Origin of the sequence: Acinetobacter seifertii, assembly GCF_016064815.1 — a bacterium.
Lineage (GTDB): Bacteria > Pseudomonadota > Gammaproteobacteria > Pseudomonadales > Moraxellaceae > Acinetobacter > Acinetobacter seifertii.
Genome location: NZ_CP065820.1, coordinates 2,657,782 through 2,677,114, shown reverse-complemented (window position 1 = coordinate 2,677,114; position 19,333 = coordinate 2,657,782). Strand labels below are relative to the sequence as shown.

21 protein-coding genes are annotated in these 19,333 nt (G+C 38.5%); 18 read left to right on the top strand and 3 right to left on the bottom strand.

Annotated features, from left to right (window positions below; all coding sequences use genetic code 11):
• Positions 1–174: 174 nt before the first annotated feature.
• Together I8T81_RS12415 and I8T81_RS12410 are read left to right on the top strand one after the other, a co-directional pair.
• On the top strand, positions 175–1,119 hold the full coding sequence (locus I8T81_RS12415) for a DUF4424 family protein (RefSeq protein WP_198071335.1): 945 nt from the start codon (positions 175–177) through the stop codon (positions 1,117–1,119).
• Between the two features lie 91 nt (positions 1,120–1,210).
• Positions 1,211–2,008 (top strand): SDR family NAD(P)-dependent oxidoreductase, encoded by a 798-nt coding sequence (locus tag I8T81_RS12410; RefSeq protein WP_198071334.1) that lies wholly within the window; start codon positions 1,211–1,213, stop codon positions 2,006–2,008.
• Here the strand turns inward: I8T81_RS12410 and I8T81_RS12405 are convergent.
• On the bottom strand, positions 2,005–2,607 hold the full coding sequence (locus I8T81_RS12405; RefSeq protein ID WP_004702534.1) for an HvfX family Cu-binding RiPP maturation protein: 603 nt from the start codon (positions 2,605–2,607) through the stop codon (positions 2,005–2,007). The genes I8T81_RS12410 and I8T81_RS12405 overlap by 4 nt on opposite strands.
• Before the next feature lie 163 nt (positions 2,608–2,770).
• On the opposite strand from I8T81_RS12405, the gene I8T81_RS12400 reads away from it, so the two are divergent.
• From I8T81_RS12400 to I8T81_RS12330, 15 genes are all read left to right on the top strand, one after another.
• Positions 2,771–3,079, top strand: a complete 309-nt coding sequence (locus tag I8T81_RS12400; protein WP_004702533.1) for an HvfA family oxazolone/thioamide-modified RiPP metallophore — start codon at positions 2,771–2,773, stop codon at positions 3,077–3,079.
• A gap of 69 nt (positions 3,080–3,148) precedes the next feature.
• Positions 3,149–4,012, top strand: coding sequence for an HvfB family MNIO-type RiPP peptide maturase (locus tag I8T81_RS12395; protein ID WP_100193390.1), 864 nt, complete (start codon positions 3,149–3,151; stop codon positions 4,010–4,012).
• On the top strand, positions 3,963–4,724 hold the full coding sequence (locus I8T81_RS12390) for an HvfC family RiPP maturation protein (protein WP_198071333.1): 762 nt from the start codon (positions 3,963–3,965) through the stop codon (positions 4,722–4,724). The genes I8T81_RS12395 and I8T81_RS12390 overlap by 50 nt, the downstream gene beginning before the upstream one ends.
• Positions 4,721–5,341 (top strand): RNA polymerase factor sigma-70, encoded by a 621-nt coding sequence (locus I8T81_RS12385; protein ID WP_004702529.1) that lies wholly within the window; start codon positions 4,721–4,723, stop codon positions 5,339–5,341. Before I8T81_RS12390 ends, I8T81_RS12385 begins: the two co-directional genes overlap by 4 nt.
• On the top strand, positions 5,335–5,514 hold the full coding sequence (locus tag I8T81_RS12380) for a zf-HC2 domain-containing protein (RefSeq protein ID WP_004702527.1): 180 nt from the start codon (positions 5,335–5,337) through the stop codon (positions 5,512–5,514). Before I8T81_RS12385 ends, I8T81_RS12380 begins: the two co-directional genes overlap by 7 nt.
• Before the next feature lie 90 nt (positions 5,515–5,604).
• Complete coding sequence (mumR, locus tag I8T81_RS12375; RefSeq protein ID WP_004702525.1) at positions 5,605–6,516, top strand: LysR family transcriptional regulator MumR; 912 nt, start codon at positions 5,605–5,607, stop codon at positions 6,514–6,516.
• Between the two features lie 342 nt (positions 6,517–6,858).
• Positions 6,859–8,112, top strand: a complete 1,254-nt coding sequence (locus I8T81_RS12370) for an NRAMP family divalent metal transporter (RefSeq protein WP_077168285.1) — start codon at positions 6,859–6,861, stop codon at positions 8,110–8,112.
• Between the two features lie 34 nt (positions 8,113–8,146).
• On the top strand, positions 8,147–8,911 hold the full coding sequence (locus I8T81_RS12365; protein WP_000496072.1) for a LamB/YcsF family protein: 765 nt from the start codon (positions 8,147–8,149) through the stop codon (positions 8,909–8,911).
• A 2-nt stretch (positions 8,912–8,913) separates the two neighbouring features.
• On the top strand, positions 8,914–9,729 hold the full coding sequence (locus I8T81_RS12360; protein ID WP_198071332.1) for a putative hydro-lyase: 816 nt from the start codon (positions 8,914–8,916) through the stop codon (positions 9,727–9,729).
• 32 nt (positions 9,730–9,761) lie between these two features.
• Complete coding sequence (locus I8T81_RS12355) at positions 9,762–11,348, top strand: 5-oxoprolinase subunit B/C family protein (RefSeq protein ID WP_198071331.1); 1,587 nt, start codon at positions 9,762–9,764, stop codon at positions 11,346–11,348.
• Positions 11,345–13,063: an acetyl/propionyl/methylcrotonyl-CoA carboxylase subunit alpha gene (locus I8T81_RS12350; RefSeq protein ID WP_198071330.1), complete on the top strand. Its 1,719-nt coding sequence runs from the start codon at positions 11,345–11,347 to the stop codon at positions 13,061–13,063. Before I8T81_RS12355 ends, I8T81_RS12350 begins: the two co-directional genes overlap by 4 nt.
• Before the next feature lie 262 nt (positions 13,064–13,325).
• Positions 13,326–14,546 (top strand): chloride channel protein, encoded by a 1,221-nt coding sequence (locus I8T81_RS12345; protein WP_039255009.1) that lies wholly within the window; start codon positions 13,326–13,328, stop codon positions 14,544–14,546.
• Positions 14,547–14,751: 205 nt separating this feature from the next.
• Positions 14,752–15,063 (top strand): hypothetical protein, encoded by a 312-nt coding sequence (locus tag I8T81_RS12340; RefSeq protein WP_134261445.1) that lies wholly within the window; start codon positions 14,752–14,754, stop codon positions 15,061–15,063.
• Positions 15,064–15,455: 392 nt separating this feature from the next.
• Positions 15,456–15,755, top strand: coding sequence for a hypothetical protein (locus I8T81_RS12335; RefSeq protein WP_077168295.1), 300 nt, complete (start codon positions 15,456–15,458; stop codon positions 15,753–15,755).
• Positions 15,756–15,903: 148 nt separating this feature from the next.
• Positions 15,904–16,812 carry an SEL1-like repeat protein gene (locus I8T81_RS12330; RefSeq protein ID WP_191110159.1) on the top strand — a complete coding sequence of 303 codons (909 nt, stop codon included), beginning with the start codon at positions 15,904–15,906 and terminating at the stop codon, positions 16,810–16,812.
• Here I8T81_RS12330 and I8T81_RS12325 read toward each other — a convergent pair.
• Positions 16,798–17,295 carry a hypothetical protein gene (locus I8T81_RS12325; protein WP_198071329.1) on the bottom strand — a complete coding sequence of 166 codons (498 nt, stop codon included), beginning with the start codon at positions 17,293–17,295 and terminating at the stop codon, positions 16,798–16,800. The genes I8T81_RS12330 and I8T81_RS12325 overlap by 15 nt on opposite strands.
• A 957-nt stretch (positions 17,296–18,252) precedes the next feature.
• Between I8T81_RS12325 and I8T81_RS12320 the strand changes: the two genes are divergently transcribed.
• Positions 18,253–18,807, top strand: coding sequence for a TetR/AcrR family transcriptional regulator (locus I8T81_RS12320; RefSeq protein ID WP_198071328.1), 555 nt, complete (start codon positions 18,253–18,255; stop codon positions 18,805–18,807).
• 53 nt (positions 18,808–18,860) lie between these two features.
• On the opposite strand, the gene I8T81_RS12315 is transcribed toward I8T81_RS12320, so the two are convergent.
• Positions 18,861–19,292, bottom strand: coding sequence for an SRPBCC family protein (locus tag I8T81_RS12315; RefSeq protein ID WP_022574813.1), 432 nt, complete (start codon positions 19,290–19,292; stop codon positions 18,861–18,863).
• Between the last annotated feature and the right edge of the window lie 41 nt (positions 19,293–19,333).

Genomic DNA, 19,333 nt, shown 5'->3' with positions numbered 1-19,333 from the left:
AAAATTAAAAAAGCTTCAAAATAAGCAATCTAGTTATATATAAATAAAGATTTTCTTATCCATTACTTATTTTTCTTAAATAGCATTATGTAATGCTTACTGCGGCACAGCTAAACCGTTATTATTTATATGAGATTGATACTCCATAATGAAAAACGATATAGAGACTTTAAAATGAAAAAGCTTGCAATGACTTTAGCCGTTTTGGTTCCACTCTCAGGCTATAGCTTAGCTAATGACTCGACGGGTTATGTCGGCACAGGTGGCATTCAGTATTTAAAAAACGCACAAGTTACGATGCAAAGTGAAGATCTATTTATTAGTAAAAAGATAATTAAAGTCGATTATCTATATAAGAATTTAAGCAACAAGGATGTCACTGAAACCGTTTTATTTCCACTACCACGTGTAGATAATTTTTTTGAAGCAGATTTTGCAAATACTGAAGCACTTTTAAAAAGCTTTAAAATTGTGGTGGATGGCCAAAATATAAAACCCGAAATGCATGTCAGAACGTTTATTCAAAAAGATGAAAAATCGCCTTTACTAGATGTAACCGATGAGTTTAAGCAATGCGGTTTTACTGAAAAAGACATGCTTAATCCATGGATTCGTAGTAACTATGATTATTTGAATTATCAGGATAAGCTAAACAAATGTAATAAACCACAAATGCAGAAAATTTTAGCTCAATTTGAAAAAGATGATGTAATTCCGTGGTCATCTCAAGTTATTTATAGCTGGAAGCAAACCTTTAAAGCAAATGGCTTAACTAAAATTCACCATGAATATAAACCTTTAGTTGGCGGGTCTGTAGGTCTCACACCAGAAGAAGATAGCAAGCAATTTTGCATGGATAAACAATTTAAGCAGGGTCTTAAAAAAGCTCAGGCAGAACATTCGCCGTTTAGTGCTTTAGGTTATATTTTGACGACAGGGGCTAACTGGGCAAAGCCTATTGAAAACTTTAAGTTAACGATTGAACGTGATAAAGGCGAACTGGTTTCATTTTGTTGGGATGGCAAAGTCAACAAAATTAGTCCGACTCAATTTCAAATGACCAAAACCAAGTTTGTACCAAAACAAGACTTAGACGTTATTTTTGTTCATCTGCCATAAGTTCATACAAACTTTAATCTGTATAAAATTGCATCACTTTTGATTGTGTGTCATAACCTAACTATGGCGCACAATAACAAGAGGATGCCGTATGTTGCTCAAGGGAAAAGTAGCAGTAATTTTTGGAGGGAGCGGTGCAATTGGCACTACGATTGCGCGGGTTTTTCTTCGTGAAGGAGCACATGTTTATTTATGCGCAAGAGATTTAAATAAACTGCAAAACATTGCGATACAACTGCAAAAATACGAAGGCGCGGTACATACCGTCAGTGTCGATGTGCTAGATAGCCAAGCAACCAGTGAGGCAGTTGCTCAAATTGCTCAAGCGACGAGTGGTTTAGATATCGTCATCAATGCGACCAGTTTTATTCATAATCAAGGCAAAGAAATTTTAGAATTAAACCTTGATGAGTTTGTAGGGGGAATAAATCCATTTCTAACGGCGCAGTTTAATATCTCTAAAGCTGCGGTGCCTTTTATGGGCGGTGAGCGCGATGGAACCATCATTTCAATTGTGGCACCTTCAGCACGAATGGCGATACCTGGACATTTAGGGCACATTGTGGGCTGTGCTGGTATTGAGGCATTTATTAAAGCGCTTGCAAGTGAGCTAGGCCCTAAGAATATACGGGTACTCGGTGTGCGCTCACATGCAATTATTGATGCTGTTCAAGCGGGTTCTTATACGCGCGAATTGTTTGAGTCTAAAGCACAGGCCATGGGGCTCAGCATAGGGCAATGGCTTGAAGGTGCGGCTCAGAGCACCATGCTAAAACGACTACCGACACTTTCACAAGTTGCAGAAACCGTTGCTTTTCTTGCCTCGGAACATGCGAACTCAATGACCGCAACGGTTGTAAACATGACTGCTGGTGCAATAATCGATTAGCGTAGTTTATTTTTAATCCAATAATCTAAACTAAAGTAACGGCCACCTCCAAGTACAAGCAGGGCAAGTAGCATAATCATATAGGTCGCGGCAAATTCAATTCCGTTATTTAAAATAACAAACGAACCGCTCGATGTAAGCCAGTCATAGTTGCCATAGTTCTGTAAAATTTCTCGAGCTTTATCTAACTTTTCAGCGGAAGCCAATACTTGCATGTTCGCGAAGGGCGCATGCGGGTCTGCGATTGCTTGCCATCCATTTGGGAGGTGTACAGTAAATATTGCAACCAACATGGTAATAATAAGTGGAATACTAATTAAACGGGTAAACAAACCCAGTGTTAAGAGTATTGCACCTGCCAGTTCAGTTGACGTTGCAAGCACAGCCATTAAATAGGGGAAAGGAAGTCCCAATCCTCCATCTGAACTGCCAAACCATTCTACAATGTCATTGAAGTGCATCAATTTATTTGTACCCGCCATCCAAAATATAGGGACGAGGTACAATCGAAGAGCAAGTGCTGCAATGCCATCAATATGTTGTAAAGACTTACCGAGATTTTGATAATATTGAGATAAGCCATAAATAAAGTTCTTCATGATAATTTCACATCCAATGCGATTGAATAATAATTAGTCGGATGGAAACTGTATTTCTTACATAAAAAATTTTTTATTTACGGTGTAATAAAAAAGGATTTGGTCCGTCTAACTTTATGTACATGTGTACAAACCGAGAAATTAGCATTAAAGGAATACGAAAATGAACAAACTCAACTCAATGACTTCAGTGGCAGCATTATTAGCACTTTCAGTTGCAGGTGCTACGCAAATGGCTGTAGCAGCAACCAATACAACAACTGAAGTACATGCAACTAAAGCAGCTGATGGTAAATGTGGTGAAGCGAAATGCGGAGCTAACAAAATGAAAAAACATGAAAAATCTGCGGAAGCAAAATGTGGAGCAGCTAAAAAAGCAGCAGATGGTAAATGTGGTGCAACTAAAAAAGCAGCGGACGGTAAGTGCGGTGCAGATAAAAAAGTTGCTGATGGCAAGTGTGGCGCTAAGTAAACCATCTGATCATGGATGATGTCGGCCTTCTATTAAGTGTCGGCATCATTTCCAAAAGGAGAAGTCACCATGATGCAGTTGAATGGTGTAGGGCTTGGTTTAAGACGTGACTTTATAGATGCATTTCTAACGGCAAAAACATATCCCGACTTTATTGAGGTTGCCCCAGAAAATTGGCTAGGTTTTGGTGGTCGACATGCAAAATTACTTGCACAGTGTGCAGAAAAAGCACCGTTAATTTGTCATGGCTTGTCATTATCTATTGGAGGACCGCATCCACTTAATCTCGAATTTATAGGTAAAGTAAAAAGCTTTTTAGAACAATACGAAGTACCAATTTATTCTGAACATTTAAGCTATACAAATGATGGTGGCTATTTATACGATTTGTTGCCAATACCGATGACAGAAGCCGCTGTTAAATATGTGGCTGAACGCATTTTGCGTGTACAGGATATTTTAGGGAAAAGATTAGTCATAGAGAATGTTTCTACTTACGTCATGCCGAATGCCGAAATGAGTGAAGCCGAATTTATTCGTGAAGTGATTCAACATGCTGACTGTGATTTGCTGCTTGATGTAAATAATGTCTATGTCAACAGTACCAATCATGGTAGCGATGCATTCGGATTTATTCAGAACATGCCAAAAGAACGAATCCGTTATTTGCATATTGCTGGACATGAAAAAGTTCAGAAAAATTTATTAATTGATACACATGGGGCGGAAGTTTGTGACCGTGTTTGGGAGTTGTTGAGATATACCTATCAAGTATGTGGGATAAAACCGACATTATTAGAACGCGATTTTAATATTCCATCATGGCAAGAATTAGAAGAGGAACTCGCCAAAATCAAACTCATTCAACAACAGGAGACTGGCTATGAAGGGAAATCAAATATCCTTCCAAACCATGCAGCAACAGTTTTGTGACTGGATTCGTGATCCTGATTTGGAACTACCTCAAGCACTTCCTCCTCAAAGAATGCAAATTTATCGGGATTTACTTTTTAATAATGTCAGCTCATTTATTGACTTAGTTTATCCAGTAGCTCGTGCGATGTTGCCAGAGTTAAAGTGGCAACAACTGCTGTTAGAGTTTTTTCAAAAAGCTAAAAGCCGCTCACCTTTATACAATGATATCTCTTTAGAGTTTAGAGAGTATTTAACAGAGCAACAGCATCCGATATTACAAGAGTATCCTTGGTTGGCTGAGTTATTACAGTTTGAATGGCTAGAATTATATTTAGACACTGTTGAAATTGAAGATGTTGTTTTACATGAAAATTATGCTTGGCAGTTAACCACCAAAGTATGGGTATTGGTTTATCAATATCCCGTTTATACGTGGACGACTTTAATGACTCCAGAACAAGTAGAACTTGCACCAGGCGCTGTAATGGTCTGGCGCGATGAACAAGATAAAGTATGTATTGAACAACTCTCTCCACTGTTTGCTATGCTGATTGAACAGTTAACGCAAAATATAACATTAACTGACCATGATATTTTTATACTCATTCAATCTGTACTCGCTAACTTGTATGAGCCTGAAATTTATCTGCAAATTCAAGAACTCAAAAACCTCTTATCTCGACTACAATTAATTCAAACTCTCCATGATTTTAAAGAGGCACAAGCATGACTTCAGCCGCGGCATCACGTCATGATGACTTAGGGGATCAACTGCATAACCCAGCCTTTTTACAAGACTTAAGGCAGCAAATGATTAAATTTGCTTTTTTACAGTTATCCTCGCTTCCACAAGCTGAAGATGTAGTGCAAGAGGCTTTAACCAGTGCTTTTCAAAACTTAGATTCATTTAAAGGGCGGGCTGCGTTCAAAACATGGGTATTCGCTATTTTAAAAAATAAAATTATTGATGTGGTTCGGCAAAAGTCACGTTTGGTCGCCATGTCTGAATTATTTAAAGACGAGGAAAGCGAACTCAGTGTTGATGAATTGTTTGATGCTTCAGGACACTGGCATAAATATGAAGCACCTCAAGCATGGCAAAGCCCTGAAGAAATGATGGAACAGTCAGATTTTTGGATAATTTTTGAAGCCTGTTTAGATCATTTGCCTGCCAAATATGCTCAGGTTTTCATGATGAGAGAAGTGGTAGAGCTGAGTTCTAACGAAATTTGTAGCAAGCTGGAGTTATCTATTTCAAACTTTAATGTGTTGATGTATCGAAGTCGTACCCGTTTACGGGAATGCTTAGAAAATAAATGGTTACTGAAGGAGGATTGTTCATGTTGACATGCCGACAAGCCACCCAACTATTGTCTGAAAAACAAGATAGACCGCTTTTCTTACGTGAGCAAAGTAGTTTACAACTGCATTTGTTGGCGTGCCGATCATGCCGCCGTTATGCAAAACAGATCAAAACAATTAGTCAGCTTTCCAAAGCATTTAAAAATTTGGATAACTAACTTTAGTTAAAAATTTATTTATTGCTGGCCTTAACAGGTTAAAAGCTTACATACTATAAAAGTAAAGGAATTTTTAAGACAGGATGAAACGTGAATTTAAAGAATCTTGAAGCATTTTATTGGGTTGTGACGTTAAATAGCTTCAATAAGGCGGCAATTAAATTACAAACGACGCAGCCTGCTGTCTCTCAAAAAATCACATCTCTTGAAAATGAATTAGGTTTTAAGGTTTTAGACCGAAGCTTGCGGCAGTTTAAACTGACCCATAAAGGTATGACCTTATTTAAATATGCTGAAAAGTTTATGCGTTTAGAAACCGATCTGGTCGCAGAGCTTACCGAAAACCAGCATCTGACGGGAACCATACGTTTAGGCGTTTCCGAAACCATTGTGTATACGTGGCTCGTTGAATATATCGAAAAAGTTCAACAAGAATTTCCAAAAGTTTCGGTCGAAATTGTGGTTGACCTGACACCTAATTTACAAGAAGGCGTTCGTACAGGTGACTTGGACATGGCCTTTTTACTTGGCCCAACCTTGGCTTTTGAATGTATTGAGCAGTCACTTTGTAACTTTGAACTGAGTTTCTTGGCAGCACCATCGTTTAAAGGTGGAATTGGGCAAATGTCTTTTAAAGCCTTAATGTCGCATACCATTTTAACTTATCCAAAAATTACCTATCCCTATAAAGAATTAAAGGCCAAAATGAAAGAACAGGGCATTGATGAGCCGCTTTCAATTACCAGTTATTCATTAGCGACTTTATTACGTCTTGCTGAGCAAGGTTTAGGTATTGCAGTCGTACCGACTTTAACGGCTTTAAAGGAAATTACCGACGGACGATTGGAAATATTAGATACGCCTATTCGCTTAAAAACCTTTCATTTCACGTCTATTTATATTCACGGGAATGACGTTGCCTTGAAAGAAAAATTAACCGAGGTCGCTGTTAAAGTCTCGGCGAGTGCCATGAAAAGGCTGAATGAGCAAATTAAAAAATAAGTAGAATCGGTGATCTTTTCATCTTATTTTTCTTCTCTAAATTATCGCTGCTTGTATGCAAAGTCATAAAAGCAGCTTATGTGCTTCGATAAGTAAAATTTATCCTGACTTTTAATAAAATTAAAAAATAATAAAAATCAAAAACTTAAAAATTTTAATTTATGTAAAAAGTCTTATTGTCCGTAGGGATGAGCTATGTTTTTATTTTAGACACAAGATTTGATCACCGATTAAGTTGATTGGGGAATAGGGAATCTTTGTCATTTTAAAGGATTAAAGAATATCGTTTGGGACAAAAAATGGTGTTCTTGGTTCAACTTGAAATAGCGTTGTTAAGCTCAAATGGATGAGGAACGCATTAATATGTCTTTACTAAAATCTTCTTTTTTATCAGATCGCCAATGGGCCATTGTTGCCTCAATCTTTATGATGGCGACCTCTGCAATGGGGCCAGGATTTTTAACCCAAACTGCTGTATTTACAGTGAAGTTAGGCGCTGCATTTGGCTTTGCAATTTTAGTTTCCATTCTCATTGATTATGTCGTCCAACAAAACATTTGGCGAGTCGTAACACTCACTCAAATGCGTGCATCAGATATTGCCAATAAAGCATTACCGGGTAGTGGTTATTTACTGGCGTTTCTGGTGATTTTGGGCGGTTTTTTCTTTAGTGTCGGTAACATTGCCGGTGCAGCTTTAGGTTTAAATGCGCTTTTTGGCCTAGACACAAAGTGGGGCGGTATTTTAAGTGGTGCGTTAGCCATTTTGATTTTTGCTTCAAGAAAAGCAACGCTTGCCATGGATAAAAGCATGATCGTGTTGGGATTGCTTAAAATCCTGCTGATTATTATTGTTGCCGTCATTGTAATGCCTCCTGTGGGACAAGCTGTACATCAAACCTTTGCTCCAGATCATATCGACTTTGCCATTATTACCACCATTGTTGGCGGTACGGTTGGTGGCTATATCTGCTATGCAGGCGCACATCGTTTACTCGATAAAGGCGCTGTTGGCCCTGAAAATATTGATGAAGTTGCAAAAGCTGCGACCAAGGGCATTGTTGTCGTTGGTATCATGCGTTATGTGCTGTTTTTAGCGTTTTTAGGTGTAGTAGTGAGCGGTGCAACCATTGATTTAGCCAGCCATGATGCCAATCCGGCAGCTCAAGCATTCCAATATGCAGCGGGTACATTTGGTTTTAAATTATTTGGTTTAATTTTCTGGGCAGCGGGTATTAGTAGCACGATCGGCGCAGCATATACTTCAGTGTCATTCTTTACTGCATTTAAAAAGAACTTAACACCAAAACAAACCAACTATACGACCATTACCTTTATCGCATTGGCTTTATTGCTCTATGTGTTATTGGGTGCAACTCCAGCGGGTCTACTCATTTTTGTAGGTGGTTTTAACGGTTTGGTGTTGCCAATTGGTCTTACAATTTTTGTGTATGTTGCTGCATGCCGAAAAGATTTGATGGGTAATTATAACTATCCAAAATGGTTGCTTATTTTGGGTGGTTTAACATGTCTGTTGACGTGGTGGATGGGTTATATGTCATTTACGACAGTATTTAACTATTTGACCAAGCTTTAAGCCAGACTGCGTAAAGTAATAAAGGAATAATGCCATGTTTGTAGATTTAAATAGTGATTTGGGTGAAAGCTTTGGCTCATGGAAAATGGGTAATGATGACCAGATTTTACCAGTCGTGACCAGTGCCAATATTGCTTGTGGCTTCCATGCTGGCGACCCGCTTGGCATTTTAAAAACGGTTCGTAAAGCAGTGGAGCTTGGCGTAACTATTGGCGCTCACGTGTCTTATCCAGACCTTGTAGGTTTTGGCCGCCGTAATATGGATTTGTCACGTGACGAACTGATTGCCGATGTGCTGTACCAAATTTCTGCACTCGATGGCTTGGCAAAAGTGGCAGGCTCAAAAGTGCAATACGTTAAACCACATGGCGCACTTTATAACACTATTGCACATGACCAAGCACAGGCAGCGGCAGTAATTGATGCGATTAAAATGTATAACCCTGAACTGGTTTTGGTGGCTTTGGCTGGGTCGAACTTAGTCGAACAAGCACGAGCTGCGGGTTTAAAAGTGGTGTCTGAAGCATTTGCAGATCGCGCTTATAACAGCGATGGTTCATTGGTATCTCGCCGTCTAGAAGGTGCGGTTTTACACGACTCGGCATTTGTAGCAAGCCGTGTCGTATCTATGCTTAAAAATGGTGGGGTTGAGTCAATTGATGGTGTATTTACCCCAATTCAAGCCGACACCATTTGCTTACATGGCGACACCGACGGTGCGCTTGAGATGTCGGCAGCCATTAAAGCCGAGCTTGTAAAAAACAATATTGAAATCCGCCCATTTGTAAATAAAGCATAAGGATGAGCACCATGTATAAGGATATTAAAGTCGACCCAGCTCAGCTTGAAGCCGCTTTAGATGCGCGTTTAAAAATCCGTGCTGGCTTTGATAAGCCGACAGCAGGCATGGCTGCGGGCATGACGCAGGTCAACATGATTTCGGTGCCAAAAGAGTGGGCATATGACTTTTTGCTTTATGCACACCGTAATCCGCAAAGCTGTCCAGTGCTTGATGTGCTCGAAGAAGGCATCTATGCAACTAAGCTTGCGGCAGATTCAGACATCCGAACGGACTTTCCGCGCTATCGCATATGGAAAGATGGAGAAATGGTCGATGAAGTGACCGATGCAAGTGAGATTTATAACGCCCATCCTGATTTGGTGACTTTCTTAATTGGTTGTAGTTTCTCGTTTGAAACAGCTTTGCAAGAAGCGGGCATCGAAGTGCGCCATATTCATGACGACACCAATGTTCCGATGTATTTGAGCAACATACAGTGTGAACCAGCAGGGCGTATTTCAGGAAACATGGTGGTTTCTATGCGACCTATTCCATCGCATCAAATTAGTGAAGCGGTAAAAATTACATCACGTATGCCAAGCGTGCATGGTGCACCTGTACATATTGGTCACCCTGAAAGTTTGGGCATTAAGGATGTAAATAAACCTGACTTTGGTGATGCTTCTCGTATTGAGGCGGGTGAAATTCCAGTATTTTGGGCATGTGGGGTAACACCGCAAGCAGCAGTGATGAACTCGAAAATTCCTTTTGCCATTAGTCATGCACCGGGTCATATGTTTATTACCGACATTCCTGACCGTGCTTGGATTGGTTAATTGAGCTAAAGAAGAATTAAAAGGATAAGCAAATGCGTTTTTTATCGGTAAACGCCGATTGTTTTCTGATTGAGCTTGCGAGCCTAGAAGAAACTTTGGCGTTATACAATAAATTGCAAAATACTCAATTGAATGGAATTAAAGACTTAGTCCCTGCTGCAAAAACAATTTTGGTTTTTTTCAACGAGATCGAAACCAACTTTAAAACGCTGGTTGCTTCAATTCAGAGCCTTAAAGTTGATTCTGGATTTGAGCGCAGTAGCCAAGAAGTGATTGTGCCGATTCGTTACGATGGCGAAGACCTTGCTCAGGTTGCCGAGTTACAAGGGCTGTCTGTGGCTGATGTGATTAGAAAACATCACCAAAGTGTGTGGAATGTGGCTTTTATTGGTTTTGCGCCGGGCTTTGCTTATATGAGTAGTCCCGATAAACCTTTTACCGATATTCCACGTTTAACGGTTCCTCGTAAAAAAATACCGTCAGGCTCTTTGGGTTTGGCTGGACAATATTCTGGTATTTACCCAAAAGACAGTCCGGGTGGTTGGCAGCTGATTGGAACCACATCAGAAAAAATGTGGGATTTAGAGCGTAAAAATCCTGCATTACTTTTACCGGGCATGAATGTACATTTTGAAGATGTTACGCATCGTCCAACCACTGTAGCTGTACCACAGCAAATCACACGTAAGGTTGAGCCGAAACAATCGGTGTCACTGTTTAAGATCACTGCGCCAAGTTTACAGATGCTTATTCAAGACGAAGGACGCCTAAACCAGACCAATATTGGGGTTGGTGTAGCGGGTGCAATGGACTTATCTGCCATGCATAGTGCCAACCGTATTGTGGGTAATCCAACCGATACGCCTGTCATTGAAGTTTTAAATGGCGGCCTAAAAGCCAAAATGCAGCATGCTGGCGTTATTGCGGTGGCTGGGGCTATTTCAAACATTCGTGTGAAATTTACCGATGGTCAAACCGCAGACTTTGCAAGCTATCAACCGATTGATTTAGATGAAGGCGATGAATTTCAAATTCAGCCACCAACAGCAGGTTTAAGAAACTATCTGGCAGTTCGTGGTGGTATTGACGTTGAACCAGTACTCAATAGTGCTTCGTTTGACAGCTTGGCAGTGTTAGGGCCAGAGCCTTTAAAGCTTGGAGATACCATTTACCAAGGGCCGTTAAAGGCAGCCAATATTAGCGTAAATGAAGTGGGTAAAACCGATTTGCCACAAGCTGGCGAAGTGGTTGAGCTAGACATTGTGATGGGACCACGCACAGACTGGTTTGAACAAGACAGTATTGAACTATTGTGTCAGCAAGAATGGCTGGTAACCAATGAAAGCAACCGCGTCGGGCTAAGACTTTCAGGTGAGCAGGCTTTAACTCGCAAAATTACCTACGAGTTGGAAAGTGAAGGTACATGCATTGGTGCTTTGCAGATTCCACCGAGTGGTCAACCCGTTTTGTTTATGAATGATCACCCTTTAACGGGCGGATATCCGGTCATTGCCTCTGTTGCTAAACACCATTGGGACTTGGTGGCACAGATTCCGACAGGTTGTCGCATCAAATTTAAAAAAATTGCCGAATTTACAGATTTTGAGAATGAAAGATGAATACAGAAAAATTATTGATTGCTAACCGTGGTGAAATTGCTGTTCGTATTATTCATGCTTGCCGTGATATGGGAATTGCATCGGTCGCGTTATATGCAGATGATGATATTGGCAGCATGCATGTCGAACTTGCAGATGAAGCATGGGGCTTGGCTGGTGCGACTGCCAGTGAAACCTATTTAAATATTCCAGCCATTATTGAAGTTGCTAAGAAATCAAAAGCGACGATGGTACATCCCGGTTATGGTTTTTTATCTGAACGTGCCGAGTTTGCCCAAGCCGTGATTGATGCAGGCTTAAAATGGGTAGGGCCATCACCAAGTGCTATTGAAAAACTGGGTGATAAAATCGAAGCGCGTAAAATTGCTGCTTCGGTTGGTGCGCCATTAGTTCAAGGTACGCAAGATCCACTTAATAATGCAGATGAAGCTTTAGAGTTTGCTAAACAGTTTGGTTTACCGATTGCCATTAAAGCGGCATTTGGGGGCGGTGGCCGTGGCTTAAAAGTCGCGTGGAAACTCGAAGAAGTGAAAGAGCTTTATGAGTCGGCAGTACGCGAGGCAAAAGCTGCTTTTGGCCGTGGTGAATGTTTTGTCGAACAATATCTCGATAAACCGCGCCATGTAGAAGCGCAAGTGATTGCCGACCAACATGGCAATATTGTGGTACTTGGTACACGTGATTGCTCGTTGCAACGCCGTAACCAAAAGTTAGTCGAAGAAGCGCCAGCCCCATTTATTAGCGATGAGATTTACCAGCAAATTTTAACCTCGGCAAAAAACATTTGTCAGACTGCAAACTATGTGGGTGCGGGAACAGTTGAATATTTACTGAGCCGTGACGGTAAGCTTTCATTTTTAGAAGTTAATACGCGCTTGCAAGTCGAGCACCCAGTGACTGAAGAAACTTCAAAAGTCGATTTGGTGGTTGAGCAAATTCGCGTGGCACAGGGCCATGAGCTTTCGATTAAAGAAACACCAAAAGCGCAGGGACATGCCATTGAGTTTCGTATTAATGCCGAAGACCCAGCTCGTGGGTTTATTCCAGCCTTTGGTGTGTTGAGTTTATTCGAAGCGCCGTTTGGTAACGGTGTACGCGTGGACACTGGTGTTCGCACTGGTTCTCTAGTGTCTAGTCACTTTGACTCACTCATGTCAAAACTGATTGTGACTGGCTCAACTCGTGAGGTTGCAATTGCTCGCGCTAAACGTGCTTTAAAACAATTTAAAATTGAAGGTGTAGCATCAGTTTTAGACTTTCACCGTGCGGTACTCAACGAGCCTGACTTTACCGAAGAATTTAATGTACACACGCGTTGGATTGAAAATGACTTTAAACAAGAGTTAAAGCCGACTAAACGTGGTATTCCAAACCATCAACAGCCGATGTTACTCAGCTACATTGAAATTGATGGCAAGTTACACCGTTTAGGTTTACCAGCAGGAATGTTTGCACAAGGCCCAGCAACCGCCGCTCAAGCCCAAACGAATGAGCCAGAAGTGAGTGACGAGCATTTACTTGCGCCTATTAATGGAGTGATTAGCGCTTGGAAAGTCGAAAATGGTGAGCAAGTGACAGAAGGCCAAGTAGTTGCCATTATGGAAGCCATGAAAATGGAAGTGCAGGTACTGGCACACCGTAGTGGTGTGATTCAGATTAGCGCAGAGAAGGGTGCGACCTGCCATGCTGAAACCGTGATTGCGAGTATTAATTAATTATTTACTTTATTGATTGTTTATTAATTAATTGAGTCGATGGTTTTAACCTTTGATTAACCAATTTCAACTTGAAAGCCTGTACTGGTTATGAGATATTTATCACAGTTAAGTGATATAAATATTGATCACTGTATTTAAAGCTCGCTTATGCGAGCTTTAATTTTTAGCCCAGTTTAAGCATTTCTCACTTAATGAGCTGGCTGCATAAAAAATAATTTGAGAATTTGGCACTCACTCAAAGGCGAATTGAAGAAAGCGAATGAAAATTCTACCTTCATCTGAATATGATCAAATTCTAAAATACAGTGTTTATTGGCTCGTCATCTCCATTGTGATTGGAGTCGTCGCGGGGCTGGCATCGACCTCAATTTTTGTGGCTTTTGATATTTCAAATAAAGTCAGAAGCTTGCATCATTGGTTGATTTACTTTTTGCCTTTTGTGGGTTTTGGTATTGGTTATCTCATTAAAAAATATGGATCGCCGATTGAACGCGGAACACATTTACTCATAGATGAGATTCATCAACCCAAGTCATTTATTCCAAAACGAATGAGCCCCATCATTTTTATTACGTCAATTTTAACGCAACTGTTTGGTGGTTCGGCAGGGCGTGAGGCACCAGCCGTACAGCTTTCAGGTGCTTTAATTGACCACTTAAGCCATATTTTAAAAATCTCGGAAGACAATCGCAAAATCTGTTTAATCGCCAGTATTGGTGCTGGTTTTGCTGGCGTGTTTGGTCTGCCTATGGCTGGTGCAATCTATGGTTTAGAAATTACCGCTTTGGGTAATTTAAGATACTCAGCTATTTTTCCATGTTTTGTGTCAGCTCTGATTGCTTCGACCATTCCTGAGCTATTCGATATAGTTCATCCCCATGTTTTTTACGTCATAAGTGAGTTTCCAGCCATTCATTTTGGCACGCTCATGAGCTTAATTGCAGCGGGGTTAGTATTTGGCTTTGCTGCACGTTTCTTTATTGCTGCCATTCACTTGGCGAGTGATCTCTTTTATAAATACATTCGTTATTTGCCATTAAGAACAATGGTTGGCGGTATTATTATTATGCTGCTTACGCTGTTTACTGCACATCAGCAATACAACGGTTTGGGTACAGATAAGATCATTGCATCTTTTTATGTACCGATTGAATTTTACGACTTTTTTAATAAGACCGTTTTTACTGCTATTACTTTAGGTTCTGGTTTTAAAGGTGGCGAAATTACGCCATTGTTTTATGTTGGTGCGACATTAGGTAATGCTTTAGGTGCAGTTTTAAACCTACCCATTTCACTGCTTGCAGGTTTAGGGTTAGTCAGTTTGTTTTCAGGGGCAAGTAAGGCGCCGTTAACGTCTATCATTTTAGCCATAGAGCTATTTGGAATGAATGTTGCCACTTACGCGATTATTACTTGTTTATTGGCAGCGTTATTTTCAGGGGATTGTGGGTTGTATCGCCGTAAAAAGCTGATGGATTGATTAAGGCTTTGTAAGGAGTTGAGTGTTTTCAAATTGCTTAACTCCTATTAACTCTCTTTTTTTATAACAATGATAAAAATTGGCATATTAAATGCTTAATAAAAATTGATAAGCAAATGAAAAGAAATGAAGTTCTATCTCTTGTTGGGAACTATAATGAGAAATAGAAAATTATTTTAATATTAAAAAAGGAATAACTTAAACTGTGCCAATATTTATTCTAATACTTACGTTTTTTGTGGGTTTGCTTGTTGGGCGATACACTATTTTTTTAATTGAAAAGTCTTTATCTGTTTTTTTATATGTTGTTAATAAATTTTTAAATAAATATTTAGTTCTTTTACTTTCAATTGTTTTTTGCTTTCTCTTTTTCTCTATCTATTTAACAGGAGGATTGATGTTGTGGCACCTTCTTAGTGGTGGAATAACAGAACTGGGTAAGCTTATATATTTATCTGGATGGGTAGTCGGAGCAATATTTTTTGGATTTCATCCAGAAGATAATAATTTTAAATAAGGGATAAGTAGTTAATATAAAAAATAATCTTAAAGAGGGTGCTATGTCTATATTGGGTTTCGCTATTTTTTTTATAATTTCACATGTCATTGGATACTTTATAGCTAAAACTAAATGGAAGATTCGGCATTTGGCTGCCCTATCTTTTATTTCAACATTTATAATTGTTTGGTTGGGTTTTTTATTACTACTTTATTTTAAAGGAAGATATGTCCAATTTTTTTTGGATGGAAGGATATCTTTGAATTGGCGAGCAGTAGATTTGTTTTTTGTGGCAGGTATGTCTTCAACTTTATTAACATTACTACTAGTTATTGTAGTGTGGAGTATTCGTAATAAGGTTTTCTAAATTAACGTTTTGACAAGTAAGTTATTATTTAAAAGAAGGTACTATGTCTATATTGGGTTTTGCTATTTTTTTTATATTCGTATATGGCATTGGCTATTTTGTAGTTAAAGCAGGGTGGAAGCTTAGCTATTTAGCGCCAATATGGTTTTTATCATTTTTTATTATCACTCTATTTGTTTTAGTAATTTTATTTCCTAAAGATTGGACTAATGCACACTTTTTTACTATAGATGGTCCTAATCACTTAGCACTTCTTTATTTATTAATATCTTCATCTTTAAGTTCACTTATTACCTTTATTTTAGTTTTGGTCGTATGGGCTATTCGACATGATGTATTTTAAATTAATCTAATTAAAGGATTATAGATAATTTATAATTTCATTAAATTACTACAGCCATTAAACTAGAACTTTAAATTTTTTCATGTTTGAGAATTTATGCTAAAATTCATTCGATATATTTCTCATCACAAGCAATTTAATATTTATTATGTTTTTTATTTTAAGAAAAAAACTTCAAAAAATCGCCATTATTTTCGTAGCAATCAATTTATTAGCTTGTAGTCATCAACCAGATTTTAAAGATATTTCGCGTTTAGCAGAAAGAGGTGATGCAGGGGCTCAAGCAAAACTTGCTGAATTATATGTAGAGGGAGAAGTTGTTCCTCAAGATTATAAAAAGGCCTTTGAATTGTATAGCAAAGCTGCTAATCAAGGAAATGCAGAGGCACAGAATAATTTGGGAGCAATGTATGCTCTTGGACAAGGGGTAGAGCAAAATTATAAAAAAGCATTCGAATGGTATAGTAAAGCTGCTAAACAAGGTGAAGTGAAAGCACAGAATAATTTAGGTGCGTATTATGCAAATGGAGATGGTGGTGTTAAAAACTATCAGAAAGCATTTGAATGGTATAACAAAGCTGCTGCACAAGATAATGCCGAAGCTAAATACTATTTGGGCATACTTTACGAAGAAGGCTACGGGGTAACCCAAGATTATAAAAAAGCATTTGATTGGTATAGCAAAGCTGCTGCACAAAATTATGCCGATGCGCAAAATAATCTTGCAGCACTTTATGCACAAGGTAAGGGCGTAGAGCTAAATAATAAAAAAGCCTTTGAGTTATATAGCAAAGCTGCTGAAAAAGGAAACTCAATAGCACAAAATAACTTAGGGGCGTGTTATGCGCTTGGGCAAGGTGTAAATCAAGATTATAAAAAGGCCTTTGAATGGTATAGCAAAGCTGCTCAACAGGAAAATGATGAAGCGCAATTTACAGTAGGGATGATGTACTATAAAGGTGAGGGTGTACCGCAAAACAATGAATTAGCTGAAAAGTGGCTAAGAAAAGCAGCTGAAAATGGCAATAAAGATGCCTTATCACTATTTGAAGAATAGCCATTTTTCTATGATATGGACTTGCTGTTTTGAGGTTTCAATTAGGTGAGGAGAATTCTTTAAAGTCCATGTTTCATCGCACCAATCGCAAGCATCGTAGAAAGATTCGAGCCAAGTAGGGTAATAAATTATGTTGTCTGGAAGATTTCTTGGTGCGCCCATAAAACCTGTTTCTAAATTATTGAAAATAGTACATAACTGAACTGGGCTTAGGTTGTTTTCTTGATAATTATTTAAAATATCTAAAAAAAATCTAGCTGCTAATATTTCTGCTTCAATACAATTATATGAAAAAATAGGGTCTGTTAAGTTTATGATTCGCAGTAATAAAGAATTATAGTCATTAAATGGTAGTAGTAATTCGGTAAAAAAATCTATATGAACATCTTCATTTTCTTCAATGTATTTATTAATCTTTTCCGTTCTTTCTTGAACTGAATATTCTCCATAATAAAACTCGATATATAAAGTCTTTAATGTCATTAGATAACTCTAATCATTTTTATAATAAAAATATATCCTACTAAAAATAATAGAAATTTCATAATGAACTAAACCAATTAAATAACTTTTATTTATTCCAGTCTCTCTACTTTAATACGATTGTCATTTCCTACGCTTGACGATAACGAAAGTGAATAATATTCTTTCTTTCTAGTAGGATGGAAAGAGGACATCTTAGGATGTGCTGGTCTCTTTGGCACCAGTCTGCTAACTCTTTTCGTTCTGCTACCATAATTATTTAGTAGAGATAGTTATTTCATTCTTGAGTTTTTATTTAATTTTTATAGCTAGACAAACAGATCCTCCATATCAATATTCAATTAGTTTTTAAATCTTCCAGATTTGAAAATAATTTAAAACTTAACTGCTCTACTTTAATACGATTGTCATTTCCTACGCTTGACGATAACAAAAGCGAATACTATCCTTTGCGGGCTGGCCTACATTGCCAGTCGGTTTTAGCAGACCGTTTTCATCTAGATCATCAAAGAAGTAATTTTTTGGTGGTGAACTCGTTCGTCTCCCTTCGTAGCGGTAGGACGGAGGAGGGACGCCTTCGGGCGTGCCAGTTCCTAGATGACTGGTCTGCTAACCCTTCTTCGTTCTGCCACCATAATCATTTAGCAGTGATCTGGTAGAACTTCTATTTCATCTAGGAGTCCGCTATGCGTACTATTTCTTCTCATTTATTGGCCTACGCCAAAATTTCTGTATTTATATCGTTTAAACAATTTCTAACTCAGTTTAATCGACTCTAGGTTTTCTGCACCTTAAGAATCGTTACGGCTTAAAAATCATAGCAACAATAAACCTGAGATAGGCGAGCACACCTTTATTGTGCCGCTTTTGCATGCCCGTTTTAAGCACTCAATTTAAGAGTGACGGCATTTCTATCTCTTTTACATACAACAAAAAATTATTTTAAACGGTACAAATATGTCACCTTTAGTACTTTCTACACGTGCTTTAAAAGTTGTGAATAAAGCAATTGATTTATTTCACCATCACGGATTCCATTTAGTAGGTGTGGATAGAATTATCAAAGAGTCTGAAATTACAAAAATGACGTTTTATCATTACTTTCAGTCCAAAGCGCGGTTTATAGAAATCTGCCTACTTGTGCAAAAACAACGGCTACAAGACAAAGTCGTCGCAACGGTGGAATATGACCAAGACTCAAATGTGAGAGACAAACTCAAAACACTATATGACTTACATACAGACTTAGAAGGAATGTATTACCTGCTATTGAAAACCATTTTTGAAACTAAAAGTAATTACCCAAACGCTTATCAAACAGCAGTGAGATATAGAATGTGGCTCACTAATGAAATCTATAGTCAGCTTAGATTTATAAAATCGGGTGTTTCATTTCACGATGCCAAATTACTTTTACATATAATTGAAGGAACCATTATTCAAAGGCTCAGCGATAACCATATAGATGAGCGGGATAAGCAATTCACATATTTTATAGCGATGTTTTCTTAGAAATATTTAAAAAAATAAAAGCCCGTAATAGGGCTTTTATTTGATAGGACCAGTTAAAACTTAAGTTTTTTAAGACCACGACTCACGCCATTTTGTAGAGCGGCTTTAATAATCGGGCCAATAAAAGGAACGCGGCCTTTAAAGCTAATCGTGTAATTCAAACGAGTTCGGTTATTTCCCAAGTCAGTAAATTGCATTACACCGCGATGTGCCTTAATTGGGCTAATGCCGCTTGTGATCGCATACTCAATCAGTTCATTTTCTTTATAGACTAAATTTGTTTCAACAAATGAAGGTGTAAACGGAATAGACATCTTGCGGGCAGAGCCAACACCGTTACGTGCATCTTTGCCATTACTAATGCGAGTGACTTTAGCAGGAGCAAAAAGTTTGCTTAGGTTTTCATGTTCACTCAAGGCTGCAAAGACCTTGTCTATAGGTGCATCAAATTCTTGTACGATGTTGATTTTTTGAGTTTTTAACATCTTGTTCCCTCTAAAGTAAATTTGACATGATTAATTGTCAT

Coding starts and splice junctions, on each gene's coding strand:
- I8T81_RS12415 (WP_198071335.1), top strand. CDS start 175: ATGAAAAAGCTTGCAATGACTTTAGCCGTTTTGGTTCCACTCTCAGGC.
- I8T81_RS12410 (WP_198071334.1), top strand. CDS start 1,211: ATGTTGCTCAAGGGAAAAGTAGCAGTAATTTTTGGAGGGAGCGGTGCA.
- I8T81_RS12405 (WP_004702534.1), bottom strand. CDS start 2,607: ATGAAGAACTTTATTTATGGCTTATCTCAATATTATCAAAATCTCGGT.
- I8T81_RS12400 (WP_004702533.1), top strand. CDS start 2,771: ATGAACAAACTCAACTCAATGACTTCAGTGGCAGCATTATTAGCACTT.
- I8T81_RS12395 (WP_100193390.1), top strand. CDS start 3,149: ATGATGCAGTTGAATGGTGTAGGGCTTGGTTTAAGACGTGACTTTATA.
- I8T81_RS12390 (WP_198071333.1), top strand. CDS start 3,963: ATGAAGGGAAATCAAATATCCTTCCAAACCATGCAGCAACAGTTTTGT.
- I8T81_RS12385 (WP_004702529.1), top strand. CDS start 4,721: ATGACTTCAGCCGCGGCATCACGTCATGATGACTTAGGGGATCAACTG.
- I8T81_RS12380 (WP_004702527.1), top strand. CDS start 5,335: ATGTTGACATGCCGACAAGCCACCCAACTATTGTCTGAAAAACAAGAT.
- I8T81_RS12370 (WP_077168285.1), top strand. CDS start 6,859: ATGGATGAGGAACGCATTAATATGTCTTTACTAAAATCTTCTTTTTTA.
- I8T81_RS12365 (WP_000496072.1), top strand. CDS start 8,147: ATGTTTGTAGATTTAAATAGTGATTTGGGTGAAAGCTTTGGCTCATGG.
- I8T81_RS12360 (WP_198071332.1), top strand. CDS start 8,914: ATGAGCACCATGTATAAGGATATTAAAGTCGACCCAGCTCAGCTTGAA.
- I8T81_RS12355 (WP_198071331.1), top strand. CDS start 9,762: ATGCGTTTTTTATCGGTAAACGCCGATTGTTTTCTGATTGAGCTTGCG.
- I8T81_RS12350 (WP_198071330.1), top strand. CDS start 11,345: ATGAATACAGAAAAATTATTGATTGCTAACCGTGGTGAAATTGCTGTT.
- I8T81_RS12345 (WP_039255009.1), top strand. CDS start 13,326: ATGAAAATTCTACCTTCATCTGAATATGATCAAATTCTAAAATACAGT.
- I8T81_RS12335 (WP_077168295.1), top strand. CDS start 15,456: ATGTCTATATTGGGTTTTGCTATTTTTTTTATATTCGTATATGGCATT.
- I8T81_RS12330 (WP_191110159.1), top strand. CDS start 15,904: ATGTTTTTTATTTTAAGAAAAAAACTTCAAAAAATCGCCATTATTTTC.
- I8T81_RS12325 (WP_198071329.1), bottom strand. CDS start 17,295: ATGACATTAAAGACTTTATATATCGAGTTTTATTATGGAGAATATTCA.
- I8T81_RS12320 (WP_198071328.1), top strand. CDS start 18,253: ATGTCACCTTTAGTACTTTCTACACGTGCTTTAAAAGTTGTGAATAAA.
- I8T81_RS12315 (WP_022574813.1), bottom strand. CDS start 19,292: ATGTTAAAAACTCAAAAAATCAACATCGTACAAGAATTTGATGCACCT.